Below are 14,371 nucleotides of genomic sequence, written 5' to 3' on the forward strand. Positions count from 1 at the left end.
GCATGTATTAGGCACGCCGCCAGCGTTCGTCCTGAGCCAGGATCAAACTCTCCATAGTAGAAAAGCTTAATTGTACTCATTGACTTGCTAGCGAGATTTTGCAATCTCATTTATAGTCGATTACTCGACTGTGCTTACTCACTCATTGTTCAGTTTTCAAAGATCAATTTCTTTCGTTTTATCTTCACCGTCTGTTTAGCGGCGACTTTTTAAATATACCACATTCACCCAGAACATTGCAAGTCTTTTTTTCTATAACATTTCCAGTCATTTGACGTCTGACTTGCTTGTCCTTGTTTTCAAGGGGCGAAATATAAAATAACACATATGGAGAGGGTAAGTCAAGAACGTACCCCCTATTTTTTTTGAGCTTGGTAGTTGCGGTTTCTTGCATATTTCGAAATTTCTTTGGGAGTCGCTAAGCGAGCATACATCCTGAAGATAACTTTATATCTGGATTCTATTGCCCCTTTAATTTCTTGATCAATTCTTTTGTCATTCAAATCAAATAGCATTTCGTCTAACTCTTTACGCAGTACATAATCTAATTCTCTGCATTCCCGTTCATTGAACAAAAATCCGAGCATACATCCATCCAAACCCCTCTCGACTGTAGAGATTAATGGCACTAACAGTAGAATCGAAAGAAGCAGCCAACTAAACCTTCGTTTGCCCGCCACCCTACTGCTTTACTGTTATGCTCAGATTTTGCCATTTTTATGACAGGCTTCTGAAAATATTTTACAGATGAACCAACCAGTAGGTGAGAGTGCTCTCAATGATTGCCGCGAGTAGCAAAAGAACGACGATTACAACAATAAGAGGTTTGGTTAAGGTTAGTACTTTTTTAAGTTCAGAACTGGCCGTTCTATTAGAAACAGGAACAAATATCTGCGCAGCACTTTTCCAAACCAACATGCCTAATTTAAGCCCATAAGCACAGGCTAGCAGAATAACTGGTATTTCGATGATTCCATGCGGAAGAATACCTTTGAGTACGATTGACAACGTGCTTTCATGCGTTTGCAGGGATAACACATAGCCTAGAATCATGCCATTTGCAACTAACATGAAGAGCGGCAGTACACCTAAGGGAAGTCCCAGAAAAATAATGGCCACAGATTTGATGGCATTATTCAGGAAAATTATAAAGAAAAACCACATCTGTGGATTATCTTTATTGCTGAGGGACTGGCTTATCGACTTAAGCCCTTCCAGCTGATCTTTCAAAAAGTGTGAAAATTGATCAGAATTTGCCCAACCTAAGTAAAAACTAACACCAAATACTAAAACTACGACGATGAAATAGTGCTTCATTTCTTTAAAATGCTGCAATAATGGTTTAAATGTCATTTCTGATTTCCTCCAATTTCGGAAGCATAAGTACTGTGTACGAGCATACATTATTTATTAAAGAGTATACAAGCCTTACCGTTCGTAGGGCATAAGGAGGTACAGGCTGTAAATGAACTATTTCTTTGTACTAAATGCTAGGAAATTAAAACAATATGTATTTATTGCTCTTGCCATCGTATTCGCAGCAGCTATTGTCTATTCGGAGCAAAGCAACGTGTCTGTCTTTTCTAATGCTGAGCCTTCGGCGATTTATAGTGTACAGACAGAGAAAAAGGTTATTGCGTTAACCTTCGATATTTCCTGGGGAGAGAAACGGGCAGAACCGATTCTAAACATTCTCAAGGATAAAGGGGTAAAAGACGCAACTTTCTTCCTCTCCTCGCCCTGGAGCAAAAGTCATCCAGAGATTGTAGAACAAATCAAGAAAGACGGCTTCGAAATCGGTAGTCACGGTAACAAACACGATAATTACAGCACACTTAGCGACGAAGAAATACGCAAACAAATAACGACAGCTCATGGTATTTTGACAGAATTAATCGGAAAAGAGCCCAACTTAATCCGAATGCCTAATGGGGATTTCGACAAACGCGTGCTCCGAATCGCCAATGATTTAGGTTATTCCGTTATCCAGTGGGATACAGATTCCCAGGATTGGCTCAACAAGGGTGTTGATACAATTATAAACCGCGTTATTACAAAGGCACATCCTGGAGATATTGTTTTACTGCATGCCAGTGACTCTTCCCAACAAACCCATGAGGCCTTACCCATTATCATTGATCAGTTAAGAGCAAAAGGTTATGAATTTGTCACCGTTAGCTCATTAATTAAACAAACCGAAGTTCAAACAACCCCTGTCGAAGACAGAACGATGAAACAACTCAATTAATCTCTACAAAAAAAGAGCTAATTCAATTAGCTCTTTTTGTTTTCTAATATTTTATGTAAAATCAGAATTTGCCATGCATTACATACCAAAAGTGGAGCTAACATGAAAAAACTGGAGGCAGCATTGTCTAATTTTAGCGCGGGAACAGCTTCAAGCACTGATACTGCACACATAAAGAATAAAGTTGGGATAAAGGCGTTGCGATTCGTTAACTTGACTTTCCAGTAAGCAACTCCGAGCGAAATAATCAGTATGATCAGTGGCAATACGGAGTAACTTAATACGGAACCATTTCCTTCAAAATTCGTCATTCTGAGATACACAAGGTCGATCAACACAACAATGACAATCGTTAGTTGTAAAAGGTCCCACACTGTCTTGGATTTAATAATCCCCGCGGCAATAAATCTGACAATCAGATAGGCGAAAAAGCCCATTTGACTTAGGACGCTAATCGTCGCTCCCCCAAGCAGCATATTTACCACATTAAAGCCAACGGCTGACAATCCCATCACAGAAAATTCTTTATCGGAAAATTGTAGACTTAACCCGATTCCTATAGATACAATCATTCCTAATAATAGTGTTGTCCAAAATAAATGAAACCATTTGCGAAGCGTCACGTGCATTCCCTCCATCATAGACTCTAATTGTTAATTGTACCAACGATTGAGATAAAAAGCCAATGATTTGCCCTTATAATCTGTCCCTAACCACGCATACTAACATTACTAAGCTAGGGAAGGGAGCTTTTTCTCATGATAATAAGAAGGTTAAGCCCGATGATGGTTCTACCGCTCATTACTATCGCTTTACTTCTTTCTTCGTGTGGGACTGATAAATCATCGCAGGGTCAATCACAGGCTGGTACGTATAAAGAACAAAAGACAATGATCCTTGATATTCTAAAGTCAGAAGACGGTAAGAAAGCAATCAGCGCGGCGAATCGCAGCATAATGAATGGTGATGTAGGGACGACAGGCATAGCTGGTCAATCTCAAATCAAACTGCTATCAGCCAACGAATCCTTGCAATTGCAAATGGCTGTAAAAGATGTACTAACAGCAAAAGAGAATAATATGTTCCTTACAGATATGATGAAGGATCCGAAATTTGCGGGAGATTTTGCAAAAGCTATTCAAAAAGAGACGAAACAAATGTTTAAAGAACTGTTAAAGGATCCAGAATATCAAAAATCACTTGTCGATGTGATGAAAAATCCTGACTACGAGAAAATGATGCTCGATGTCATGAAAACGGCAGCCTATCGCCAGCAAATGATGACCGTGATGGAAGAATCAATTCAGAGCCCTCTTTTCCGAGCACATATGGTTGATTTGCTTAAATCTGCTATTGTTCAACAAAGCAAGCCTGATGAAATGCCTACGGCAAAAGAAGCTAAAAAGAAAGATGACAGTGGCGGAGATAGCAAGGATAAGGGTAGTGGAGACGAGAAACAGAAGGATGAGAAGAGCGATTCCGAAGACAGCGATAAGAAGAAAAAGGAATCCGGCTCATCTGATTCACAGTAAGACACAAAAAAGGGCTAACGGAGGGAATCTCCGCAAGCCCTTTTGTATTACTTTTCTAACTTTTCGATAATATTCGCGGCCATATCAAGATAGATTTGCCCTGTTTTAGAGTCTTGTTTATAAACGGACGGTGAATAATCAATTTCTGAAATGTGATTATCAGGAGCGCCTAGTGGAATCTGAGCTAATAATTCACTGTGCAGATCATCCGCCAGCCTTGCCCCTCCACCTTTTCCAAACACGTAATCTTTGCTGCCACAATCTTTGCACTCGTAGTAGGACATATTCTCTACAATCCCTAGTACTTCATGGTTCGTTTGAATCGCCATCGCGCCTGCTCTAGCCGCTACAAAAGCCGCTGTTGCATGTGGTGTAGTAACGATTACTTCTTTACTTTGGGGAATTAGCTGATGCACATCAAGTGCAACATCCCCTGTACCAGGAGGAAGATCAAGAAGGATATACTCCACATCTCCCCAATTTACTTCGTTGAAGAAGTTACGCAGCATCTTCCCAAGCATCGGTCCCCGCCAAATAACTGGCGCATTATCTTGAACAAAGAACCCCATAGAAATAACTTTGACACCGAATTTCTCTACCGGCATGATGACATTATCGACAATCTTAGGCTGATCTTCAATACCCATCATATCTGGGATACTGAAGCCGTAAATATCCGCATCTATGATACCTACTTTTTTCCCTTGGCGAGCCAAAGCAACAGCTAAATTGACGGTAACAGTGGATTTACCAACGCCACCCTTACCACTTGCTACAGCGATAAACTGCACCTTGGATGCCTCACCCAATATGGGCTGATCAATAGGAGGTTGTACGGGTTTAGTGTCCTTAGGTTCCTTAGGTACATCTGATGTACTTGAGGTTGGTTTATATAGCTCTTCAATCTGATTTCGTTCATAGTCAGTCATCAATCTAAATCGAATATGTACTTGTGCTACCCCTAGCTTCTCTATAGCTTCACGAGTAAAGTTCTTCGCCGTTTCTTTGTAAGCTTCATCTTCTGTTGCAAGAATCAAACTTAGCGAGACACTCTCTTCTTTTATTAAAATATCCCGAACTAAATTCAGCTCGACAACACTCTTGTTATATCGAGGCTCTTGCAGAGGTTTTAAAGCATCTAATAGCTGCTCTTTATTTATCATAGCCACTCACCTTTTTTAAGAGATCGTAATTATATTAGTGGCCTTTATTATAACACATTATGATTCAGATCCCACTTTCTCACCTGCATAAAATCTCAGAACGCCCTGATAAATGGCTGCCGCCACCATTTTTTGATATTTCTCGTCAGCTAGCAGTCTTGCTTCATCCGGATTTGAAAGGAATCCTACTTCTATAAGTGCACTTGGAATTTTTAATGTTTTTAACAAGTAAACCGTTTTGTCTGCAGGCTTGGCGATACGATCTGTATTCTCCAAATTTCTTTTTAATTCAAGTTGAATTAGCGTAGCAAGATTGGAGTTGTTGGGATTATTCGTGTAGTAGAACGTTTGTGCCCCTTTCCACTTGGGAGAAGGAATGCTGTTCAAATGAACACTCAAAAACATATCTGCATTTTTCTCATTTATCATATCCGCGCGATTGTGGAGATCTTCTGTTTTTCTTTTGCTATACCCTTTCGTACCTGGATCGGCTAGATCTGTATCTGTTTCTCTGGTCATTACAACGAGCGCCCCTGCTTGCTGTAAGTAGTCGCGTAATTGCAAGGTAATGGCTAAATTGATATCTTTCTCAATTACACCCTCTTTACTCGAAGCACCTCCGTCTGGACCACCATGTCCGGCATCCAGAGCAATGGTTTTACCCGATAACGGTAAAGTCCAATCTGACCATGTTTTCGTCGCCGGAAGCTCATAGGCATAGATAAAAACCACGAGTGCTACCAGTAAAGTCGAAAGTGCTAGCTTGAGGCTACTGTGAAAAGTCAGCCAGACGACCAACCGCTTCTTCCTTTTACGCATAAAAAATCCACCTCTGTTCCCCATAGACTCTGTAACATCTATATGGGACAGGGTGGACAAATATACCTTACTTACACTTGATAATCGGGATCTCTCAGACCTTCTATTAAAACTTGAGCAACCTCTGGACGAGTAAACTCTGGTGGCGGACACTGACCATCTCTGAGAAGGCCGCGTACCTTTGTACCAGAGAGGTGCATATGATGTGACTTATCATGTGGACAAGTTTTGCTAGAGGCCATGTTACCGCATTTGGTACAGAAGAAGCTGTGCTCAAAGAATAAAGGAATGATCCCAATTTCATCTGGTGTAAAATCACTGAAAATCTCTTGTGCCTCATACGTACCGTAGTAGTCACCTACGCCCGCGTGGTCGCGTCCTACGATAAAATGGGTACATCCATAGTTTCTACGGACAATAGCATGCAGAATCGCCTCACGAGGCCCTGCATAACGCATAGCAGCCGGGTAAACGCCGAGGAACCTACGATCCTCCGGATAGTAGTTCTCGAGCAGAACAAGGTAGCTTTTCATTCGGACATCAGCGGAAATATCATCGGATTTGGTCTCACCAACCAGCGGGTTGAGAAATAGAGCATCCACAATCTCCATGGCTGATTTCTGAATATACTCGTGTGCACGATGAACCGGATTACGGGTTTGGAATCCAACAACCGTTTTCCAGCCCTTCTCAGCAAAAATACGACGCGTCTCTGATGGGTCAAAGTAGAACTCTTCGAACTTCTTCGGTTTCGGACGACTCAGCATCTGAATCGATCCACCGATATTGGTAGAGGAACGTGAGAATAACTTATCTACACCTGGGTGCGCTATATCGTTAGTTTTAAAAACTTTTACAGCTTCATTCACATGGTCAACCTTGTAAATACTAGTCGTTTCTAAAATGGCATAAGGTACGCCATCTTCTTCGCCAACAAGCACCACTTGTTCACCAACTGTAATGGATGCAGCAACTTCTGGGGGAATGGACAATGTAATTGGAATACTCCAAACCGTCCCGTCTGTTAAGCGCATAGTTTCAACAACTGTATTGTAATTTGCTTCATCAAGAAAACCGATTAGTGGGGAGAATGCACCTACTGCAATAAGATCAAGGTCAGAAATGGTCCATGAGTTTACACGAATTTGTTTCAAGGATGCAGCATGTTTGAGCAGCAAATCTCTTTGCTCTGCCGAAACCAAGCGATTAATTAATTCGCCACCATGTGGTTTGATCCCCGTCATTGACGTAATCCCCCCATCAATTCACTATTCTTATTTGTGGAGTCCGCATTCAGTTTTCTCAATATTTGCCCAACGACCTGCGCGTGGATCTTCACCTTCAGCTACTTGGCGTGTGCAATGCGTGCAGCCGATGCTAGGATAGTTACGGTCATGCAGCGGATTATATATTACATTATTCTCCCGAATGTAATTCCATACATCTTCTGATGTCCAGTTAGCCAACGGGTTGAACTTTATTAGACCAAATTTCACATCATATTCTACTTTCTTAGCATTAGCACGAGTTGGAGCTTGATCGCGGCGGATACCGGTAATCCATGCGTCGTAATTGCCAAGAATGTCTGTGAGCGGATCAACTTTACGAATGTTACAGCATTGATTTGCATCGCTTTTCCAAAGCTCATCGCCAAATTTCTCTGCTTGTTCATCGAGAGTAAGTTTCGGCAACACTTGAACAAACTTAGTACCGTAATGCTGCTCTAGACGATCTCTAGTTTCATACGTTTCTGGAAAGTGAACATTCGTGTCCAAGTAAAAAATATCTACGTTTGGATTAATTTTTTGAAGCATATCAACAAGGACAACATCTTCAGCACCAAAACTACATGCAAGTGTTAATCTGGGGAAAGTATCGACAGCTAATTTCAAAACAGCTTCCGCGGATTGGTTCTCATATTCTTCAGCAGCTTTTGTAACAAAGGCTTCTTTTTCGAAAAGATTCATTGGTATATGACCTCCATTATTAATTCCGAGTGTTATTGTATGATTTATACTCAATTATAGCTGAGTTATCTTTCCTGTCAATGACTTTTTGCCATTTTGGTATTAACTTAACCGAAATTGTACGTTTAAATGAAAATCATCTAGCAGTTCGATGATAAATGAGAATACTTTTCAACGAAAAAGATAAAACCCATATATAAAGAAAAAAAACCTTCCCGGCATACAGCCAGAAAGGTTTCTTTGGAGCGCCGAGGCGCAAAATCTTAACGTTTGGAGAATTGAGGAGCACGACGAGCGGCTTTCAATCCATATTTTTTACGCTCTTTCATACGGGAATCACGAGTTAGGAATCCAGCTTTTTTCAAGGATCCACGGTACTCAGGATCAGCCTTCAACAAAGCACGGGAGATACCGTGACGGATTGCTCCAGCTTGTCCGCTGATTCCACCACCATTAGCAAGAACCAAAACATCGTATTTACCGACAGTTTCTGTTAATGCCAAAGGTTGTTTAACGATAAGTTTCAAAGTTTCTAGACCGAAATACTCATCTAGATCACGTTTATTGATGATGATGCGTCCTTCACCCGGTACAAGGCGCACACGCGCTACCGAATGTTTACGACGACCCGTTCCATAATATTGAACTTGTGCCACGAAACGTTCCTCCTTATATTAACCGCGAAGATTCCAAACTTCTGGTTGTTGTGCTAAATGTGGGTGTTCTGCTCCACCGTATACTTTAAGCTTTGTTTTCATGCTGTCGCCAAGACGGTTCTTAGGAAGCATACCGTGAACGGCAAATTCGATCATACGATCAGGTTTGCTGTTAAGCAAGTCCTGAGCGGAAGTCACTTTCAAACCACCTTGGTACAAAGAGTGACGGTAGTACATTTTGTTTTGCATTTTCTTACCAGTAAGCTTAATTTGGGAAGCATTGATAACAACTACGAAATCACCAGTATCTACGTGTGGAGTAAACTCCGGTTTGTGCTTACCGCGGATAATGCTAGCAACTTCACTTGCAAGACGGCCAAGTGTTTGGCCTGCAGCGTCAACAATGTACCATTTACGCTCTACTTCATTTGGCTTCGCCATATATGTCGTGCGCATGCTGAATCCTCCTAAAAATATATCTCAATTACATAATTATTATAGTTAACTTACATAAACGATGGATGGTTGTAGCAGTTAAGGATCAGGGGCTGTGGGGTAGCCGATCACGAAACGCCAAGTTATATTTTACACGAAACCTAGCGAAGAATCAAGTCATGTTTTAAGCTTTTTTAATAGTCAACTTTCCATAACATTAACCCCATCGCTTCGGCAGTAGGTCCTGCTTCAGCCCGGTTTCTGGCTTCAAGAATGCGCTGCATATCGCTGCTAGGTCTCTTACCTTCACCAATCTGAATTAGCGTCCCTACAATGATCCTAACCATGTTATACAGGAAGCCGTTCCCCGTCACTATGATCCGAATCCTCTCAACCTGCCCCCCGCCGGTCAGCTCATCGGTTTCAAGCACCATACGAGCCTCGTAGAGGGTTCTCACCTTTACTTCCTTATCCGTTCTCACCGTGCAAAACGAAGTGAAATCATGCTCTCCTAGCAAGCAAGGGAGCGCCTCTCTCATGGCTTCCACATTTAAATGCGTAGGGTGATGGTATTCATAATTGCGGTGAAAGACATCAGGGAAGCGCACCGAGCGAATCGTATAGCAGTATGTCTTGCGTTTCGCGGCTTTGCGGGAGTGAAAAGAAGGGGGGACCTCTTCCGCTGTATGAGCGACGATGTCCTTGGGTAGTCTAGCGTTTAGTGCTAGACACCAACGTTCCACAGGTATCTTGGAATTCGTGGTAAAATTAATAACTTGTGCTTTTGCGTGAACACCCGCATCAGTGCGCCCGGATGAAGCCACTTTTACTTGCTCACCAGTCAACAGATAAACAGCTTGTTCTAACCGTTGCTGGATTGTATCCGCATTAGGTTGAATCTGAAAGCCTGAATATGCTGTGCCATCATAACTTATGGTAAACCGTAGATTTCTCAAGGCTTGTTCCTCCATGAGTCATCCTTCCTACCTCTATAGATCAGGTAAAAGACTGCAAAAAAAGGGCTTCACCAGAATCTATGATTCCGTCCACCCTTTCCCATCCGTCTTATGCGCGATCTACTAGCTCTAGGTATACCATTGGTGCTGCGTCACCGCGGCGTGGTCCCAGTTTAAGGATACGCGTGTATCCACCTGGACGCTCGGAGTAACGAGTAGCCAAATCGGAGAAAAGTTTTTGAATCGCATCTTGATTTTCGTTAGCAGCCTCTCTACGAACAAAAGCAGCAACCTGACGGCGTGCATGAAGATCTCCGCGTTTCGCAAGAGTGATTAACTTCTCAGCGATGGAACGAATTTCTTTTGCTTTAGCTTCTGTAGTTTGAATACGTTCATGTATGAACAAATCTGTAACCAGATCACGGAATAATGCTTTACGATTACTGGAATCGCGGTTCAACTTCCTGTAGTTCATTGAATTAACCTCCTTCTGACAAGACTATTCCTCGGTACGAAGCCCCAAACCAAGCTCTTCGAGCTTTTCTTGAACTTCTTCAAGAGATTTGCGACCTAAGTTCCGAACCTTCATCATGTCTTCTTCTGTTTTGGTAATTAGCTCTTGTACGGTGTTAATCCCTGCACGCTTGAGGCAGTTGTAAGAACGAACAGATAGATCCAGCTCTTCGATAGTCATCTCTAGAACTTTCTCTTTCTTATCCTCTTCTTTCTCCACCATAATCTCAGCATCTTTGGCTTCATCCGTCAAACCGACGAACAAGTTCAGATGTTCAGTTAAGATTTTGGCGCCCAAGCTTACTGCTTCTTCTGGTCTGATACTTCCATCGGTCCACACTTCGAGGGTCAACTTATCATAGTTCGTCACTTGGCCGACGCGAGTATTCTCGATACTGTAATTTACTCGGGTAATAGGCGTGTAGATCGAATCAATTGGAATCACACCAATTGGTTGCTCTTCATGCTTATTTTTGTCCGATTGGACGTAACCGCGTCCTCTGCCCGCATGAATCCTCATGTGAAGACGCGCATCCGGAGATAAGGTTGCAATATGCAGATCCGGGTTAAGAATCTCCACATCGCTATCACCGCGAATATCTGCCGCAGTAATATTACCTTCTCCTTCTGCATCAATTTCAAGCACTTTCTCCTCGTCGGAGTGAATTTTCAACGAAAGTCCTTTAAGGTTAAGGATAATTTCCGTTACATCCTCAAGCACGCCAGGAATCGTTGAAAACTCATGCAAAACGCCATCGATCTGGACAGAGGTTACTGCAGCCCCGGGTAAAGAGGACAGTAAAATACGACGTAGTGAGTTACCTAATGTTGTACCATAGCCACGCTCCAAAGGCTCTATGATAAATCTTCCATAAGCGCCGTCTTCACTTAAAGCTACAGTTTCTATTTTTGGCTTTTCGATTTCGATCATGAAATGTACCCTCCATTCAATACGTCGTTTCCCTCTGGATACTTCGCTTCAAAATTTCATAGTATGCCTATCCTTCAAACCATTATTCACGTTTTTAAGATAATTATACTACAAAGTAATCCTGAATTATACGCGACGACGTTTTGGAGGACGGCAGCCATTGTGAGGAACCGGAGTCACGTCTTTAATCAGGTTTACTTCAAGACCTGCTGCTTGCAAAGAGCGGATTGCTGCTTCGCGGCCAGCGCCTGGACCTTTAACCATAACTTCAACAGTTTTCAAGCCGTGCTCCATAGCTGCTTTAGCTGCTTTTTCAGCTGCCATTTGTGCCGCAAAAGGAGTACTTTTACGGGAACCTTTGAATCCAAGGTTTCCTGAAGATGCCCAGGAAATTGCGTTACCATGAGGATCCGTGATCGTTACGATCGTATTGTTAAATGTTGAACGGATGTGTGCTACTCCGGTCTCAATATTTTTACGGTCACGACGTTTCGTACGGACTACTTTTTTAGGTTTTGCCATTAGCTCTAACCCCCTTTATTATTTCTTCTTATTAGCTACTGTACGACGTGGACCTTTACGTGTACGAGCATTAGTTTTAGTACGTTGACCACGAACAGGAAGACCACGGCGGTGACGAAGACCACGGTAGGATCCGATTTCGATTAGACGTTTGATGTTTAGGGAAATCTCACGGCGAAGGTCGCCTTCTACTTTAAGGGTTTTGTCAATTACATCACGGATTTTGCTCACTTCATCTTCAGTCAGGTCGCGAACGCGAGTGCTGCCGTCAATACCTGTTGAAGCAATGATTTTCTGAGCAGTTGTAGTGCCGATACCGAAAATGTAAGTCAACGCGATTACTACTCGTTTGTCACGAGGTAAGTCAACTCCAGCTAAACGTGCCATCTACAGATTGCACCTCCTTTTAACCTTGTTTTTGTTTGTGCTTAGGTGTTTCACAAATTACCATAACATTACCTTTGCGGCGAATAACTTTGCATTTCTCGCAAATCGGTTTAACCGATGGTCTAACTTTCATTTTTAAGCCCTCCTTATCATCGTAAGCAACCATGTTGCGTTTTCTGTTAGAAAACTTGCTTCGTAAGCATACGCCTTGAGAGAGTAACTTACATGTAAGCCAAACATTTATTTAAAACGGTAGGTTATACGGCCTCTCGTTAAATCATAAGGCGATAATTCTACGGTAACCTTGTCACCAGGCAAAATGCGAATAAAGTGCATTCTAATTTTACCGGATACATGGGCTAGGATTTTATGACCATTTTCCAATTCAACCTTAAACATTGCATTCGGAAGAGGTTCAATCACTGTACCTTCTACTTCAATTACATCTTCTTTGGCCACAGTCATTCTCCTTTCTCTTGTGCTTCATCTTGCATAAGTTCAACGAATTTGGCAATTGCGAAGCGCAACTTTCCATTAGTAACACGACCTGTTTCCCTAATGCTTGACTCCACTTCACTACTAATCGTTTCTTGTATTTGAAGATGATTCAGGTTCTTCTTCTTCGGCTGATCGAATTTACGATGCACACCGTCTGCAAGCCAGACAAAGCGCTCATCAACAATTCCAATCACGACCGCATATTCTCCGGGATCTCTGCCGCGAAGCACCTTTACGATTTGACCCACCTTCGGAATCAACCTATCCACTCATCATCACCTACGATCTAGGCAAAGTTAATATTTCATAACCAACTGCCGTAATAGCAACCGTATGTTCAAAATGAGCGCACAAAGTACGATCCGCAGTGACGACAGTCCAATCGTCTTCGAGTGTTTGGACAAATCTTTCGCCAACGACCACCATGGGTTCAATAGCTAGGACCATGCCTGGTTTGAGACGAGGACCCTTGTCAGGTACACCGTAATTCGGAATTTGTGGTTCTTCGTGAAGATCCGTTCCGATACCGTGACCGACATACTCTATAACCACGGAGAAGCCTGCTTCTTCAATACAAGTTTGGATTGCATGCGACAACGTGTAGAGTCTAGCATCCGGTTTAGCTTCTGCTATGCCTCGATACAGTGATTGTTCCGTCACAGCTAACAGACGTTTCGCTGTTTCCGAAATTTCACCGACAGGATAAGTCCAAGCAGAATCTCCATGATAACCTTTATACTGAGCACCGATATCAATCGAGATGATATCACCCTCAACCAGCTTTCTTGGACCAGGAATACCATGAACTAATTCTTCGTTGACTGAAGCACATATGCTTCCAGGAAAACCATTATAACCTTTGAAAGATGGAATCGCTCCCTGACTGCGAATGTATTCCTCTGCGATCTGATCAAGTTCTTTCGTTGTAATGTTCGGACGAATTGCCCTTGCCAATAAGCGGTGCGTTTCGGCTACGATTCGACCAGCTTCTCGCATTAGGTCTAGTTCAACCTCGGACTTACAAATGATCATTACGCTAGACCTCGTAGCAGTGAACTAATTTGTTCGGTTACCGCATGAATGTCTTGTTCCCCGTTAACCTCACGCAATAATTCCCTCTTTTGGTAGTAATCCAGCAGCGGAGCGGTTTTGTTGATGTACTCATCTAAACGCGTTCCGACTTTCTCTTCCGTATCATCAGATCGTTGGTACAACTCACCTGAACATTTATCGCATACGCCTTCTTGCTTTGGTGGGTTGAAGATTACATGATACGTAGCACCACAGGATTTACAAATTCTTCGGCCAGTTAGTCGTGCAAGCAAAAAGCTGCGATCAACGGAAAGATTGATAACTACTTCAATCTTCTTGCCTAAGGAATCTACAATTTCAGCCAAAGCATCTGCCTGAGCAACAGTTCTCGGGAACCCGTCAAGCAGGAAACCTTTATCGCAGTCCGGTTGAGCAAGACGTTCTCTCACAATACCGTTCGTGATTTCATCAGGAACAAGAAGTCCCTTATCCACATAACCTTTGGCTTCAACACCAAGTGGTGTTCCTTGGCTCATCGCCAGGCGAAATGCATCTCCAGTTGAAATATGAGGAATTTGAAATTCACTTACGATCTTTTCAGCTTGCGTACCTTTGCCTGCACCAGGAGGCCCCATAAAAATTACGTTCAACTTTAAAACCTCCCATCGCACTCGGCATTACGAACAGCACAATAGGTGCCGATGTCGCAAAA

21 protein-coding genes are annotated in these 14,371 nt (G+C 42.5%); 2 read left to right on the plus strand and 19 right to left on the minus strand.

Features of this window, described 5'->3' with window-relative positions; translation table 11 throughout:
* Positions 1–356 precede the first annotated feature (356 nt).
* Both AC58VC_RS36255 and AC58VC_RS36260 read right to left on the minus strand, forming a co-directional pair.
* Positions 357–587 (minus strand): hypothetical protein, encoded by a 231-nt coding sequence (locus AC58VC_RS36255; RefSeq protein WP_056618222.1) that lies wholly within the window; start codon positions 585–587, stop codon positions 357–359.
* Between the two features lie 154 nt (positions 588–741).
* Positions 742–1,353: a stage II sporulation protein M gene (locus tag AC58VC_RS36260; protein ID WP_497376365.1), complete on the minus strand. Its 612-nt coding sequence runs from the start codon at positions 1,351–1,353 to the stop codon at positions 742–744.
* A 112-nt stretch (positions 1,354–1,465) separates the two neighbouring features.
* Here AC58VC_RS36260 and pdaB point away from each other — a divergent pair, with 112 nt between their 5' ends.
* Positions 1,466–2,248, plus strand: a complete 783-nt coding sequence (gene pdaB, locus AC58VC_RS36265; protein WP_497376366.1) for a polysaccharide deacetylase family sporulation protein PdaB — start codon at positions 1,466–1,468, stop codon at positions 2,246–2,248.
* Positions 2,249–2,274: 26 nt separating this feature from the next.
* Here the strand turns inward: pdaB and AC58VC_RS36270 are convergent, their stop codons facing one another.
* Positions 2,275–2,871, minus strand: coding sequence for a KinB-signaling pathway activation protein (locus tag AC58VC_RS36270; RefSeq protein ID WP_497376367.1), 597 nt, complete (start codon positions 2,869–2,871; stop codon positions 2,275–2,277).
* Between the two features lie 135 nt (positions 2,872–3,006).
* Here AC58VC_RS36270 and gerD point away from each other — a divergent pair, with 135 nt between their 5' ends.
* Entirely contained in the window at positions 3,007–3,780 is a 774-nt protein-coding gene (gene gerD, locus AC58VC_RS36275; protein ID WP_497376368.1) for a spore germination lipoprotein GerD, read from the plus strand.
* Positions 3,781–3,827: 47 nt separating this feature from the next.
* Here gerD and salA read toward each other — a convergent pair whose 3' ends face one another.
* From salA to AC58VC_RS36355, 16 genes are all read right to left on the minus strand, one after another.
* The gene (gene salA, locus AC58VC_RS36280) at positions 3,828–4,943 is read right to left on the minus strand and encodes an iron-sulfur carrier protein/transcriptional regulator SalA (RefSeq protein WP_497376369.1); all 1,116 of its coding nucleotides are present in this window, start codon (positions 4,941–4,943) and stop codon (positions 3,828–3,830) included.
* A gap of 57 nt (positions 4,944–5,000) precedes the next feature.
* Positions 5,001–5,762, minus strand: a complete 762-nt coding sequence (gene cwlD, locus AC58VC_RS36285; RefSeq protein WP_497376370.1) for an N-acetylmuramoyl-L-alanine amidase CwlD — start codon at positions 5,760–5,762, stop codon at positions 5,001–5,003.
* A 71-nt stretch (positions 5,763–5,833) separates the two neighbouring features.
* On the minus strand, positions 5,834–7,006 hold the full coding sequence (sat, locus tag AC58VC_RS36290) for a sulfate adenylyltransferase (protein WP_497376371.1): 1,173 nt from the start codon (positions 7,004–7,006) through the stop codon (positions 5,834–5,836).
* A gap of 30 nt (positions 7,007–7,036) precedes the next feature.
* The gene (locus AC58VC_RS36295; RefSeq protein ID WP_497376372.1) at positions 7,037–7,729 is read right to left on the minus strand and encodes a phosphoadenylyl-sulfate reductase; all 693 of its coding nucleotides are present in this window, start codon (positions 7,727–7,729) and stop codon (positions 7,037–7,039) included.
* A 263-nt stretch (positions 7,730–7,992) separates the two neighbouring features.
* Complete coding sequence (gene rpsI, locus AC58VC_RS36300; RefSeq protein ID WP_090826682.1) at positions 7,993–8,385, minus strand: 30S ribosomal protein S9; 393 nt, start codon at positions 8,383–8,385, stop codon at positions 7,993–7,995.
* 18 nt (positions 8,386–8,403) lie between these two features.
* Positions 8,404–8,841 (minus strand): 50S ribosomal protein L13, encoded by a 438-nt coding sequence (rplM, locus tag AC58VC_RS36305; RefSeq protein ID WP_315955985.1) that lies wholly within the window; start codon positions 8,839–8,841, stop codon positions 8,404–8,406.
* A gap of 173 nt (positions 8,842–9,014) precedes the next feature.
* Positions 9,015–9,776, minus strand: coding sequence for a tRNA pseudouridine(38-40) synthase TruA (gene truA / locus AC58VC_RS36310; protein ID WP_497376373.1), 762 nt, complete (start codon positions 9,774–9,776; stop codon positions 9,015–9,017).
* 109 nt (positions 9,777–9,885) lie between these two features.
* A complete protein-coding gene (gene rplQ, locus AC58VC_RS36315; protein ID WP_057304263.1) occupies positions 9,886–10,251 on the minus strand; it encodes a 50S ribosomal protein L17 in 366 nt (121 codons plus the stop codon).
* Positions 10,252–10,275: 24 nt separating this feature from the next.
* A complete protein-coding gene (locus tag AC58VC_RS36320) occupies positions 10,276–11,220 on the minus strand; it encodes a DNA-directed RNA polymerase subunit alpha (RefSeq protein ID WP_029196443.1) in 945 nt (314 codons plus the stop codon).
* Positions 11,221–11,346: 126 nt separating this feature from the next.
* Positions 11,347–11,742 (minus strand): 30S ribosomal protein S11, encoded by a 396-nt coding sequence (rpsK, locus tag AC58VC_RS36325; RefSeq protein WP_079417968.1) that lies wholly within the window; start codon positions 11,740–11,742, stop codon positions 11,347–11,349.
* Between the two features lie 18 nt (positions 11,743–11,760).
* A complete protein-coding gene (gene rpsM / locus AC58VC_RS36330) occupies positions 11,761–12,129 on the minus strand; it encodes a 30S ribosomal protein S13 (RefSeq protein ID WP_145669519.1) in 369 nt (122 codons plus the stop codon).
* 19 nt (positions 12,130–12,148) lie between these two features.
* Entirely contained in the window at positions 12,149–12,262 is a 114-nt protein-coding gene (gene rpmJ / locus AC58VC_RS36335) for a 50S ribosomal protein L36 (RefSeq protein WP_145669517.1), read from the minus strand.
* A 107-nt stretch (positions 12,263–12,369) separates the two neighbouring features.
* Positions 12,370–12,588 carry a translation initiation factor IF-1 gene (gene infA / locus AC58VC_RS36340; RefSeq protein ID WP_009676800.1) on the minus strand — a complete coding sequence of 73 codons (219 nt, stop codon included), beginning with the start codon at positions 12,586–12,588 and terminating at the stop codon, positions 12,370–12,372.
* Positions 12,589–12,590: 2 nt separating this feature from the next.
* Entirely contained in the window at positions 12,591–12,896 is a 306-nt protein-coding gene (locus AC58VC_RS36345) for a hypothetical protein (protein WP_497376374.1), read from the minus strand.
* A gap of 10 nt (positions 12,897–12,906) precedes the next feature.
* A complete protein-coding gene (gene map, locus AC58VC_RS36350; protein ID WP_497376375.1) occupies positions 12,907–13,659 on the minus strand; it encodes a type I methionyl aminopeptidase in 753 nt (250 codons plus the stop codon).
* Positions 13,659–14,309: an adenylate kinase gene (locus AC58VC_RS36355; RefSeq protein ID WP_167067689.1), complete on the minus strand. Its 651-nt coding sequence runs from the start codon at positions 14,307–14,309 to the stop codon at positions 13,659–13,661. Before AC58VC_RS36355 ends, map begins: the two co-directional genes overlap by 1 nt.
* Between the last annotated feature and the right edge of the window lie 62 nt (positions 14,310–14,371).

The sequence above is a fragment of the Paenibacillus sp. J22R67 genome, from assembly GCF_059692175.1.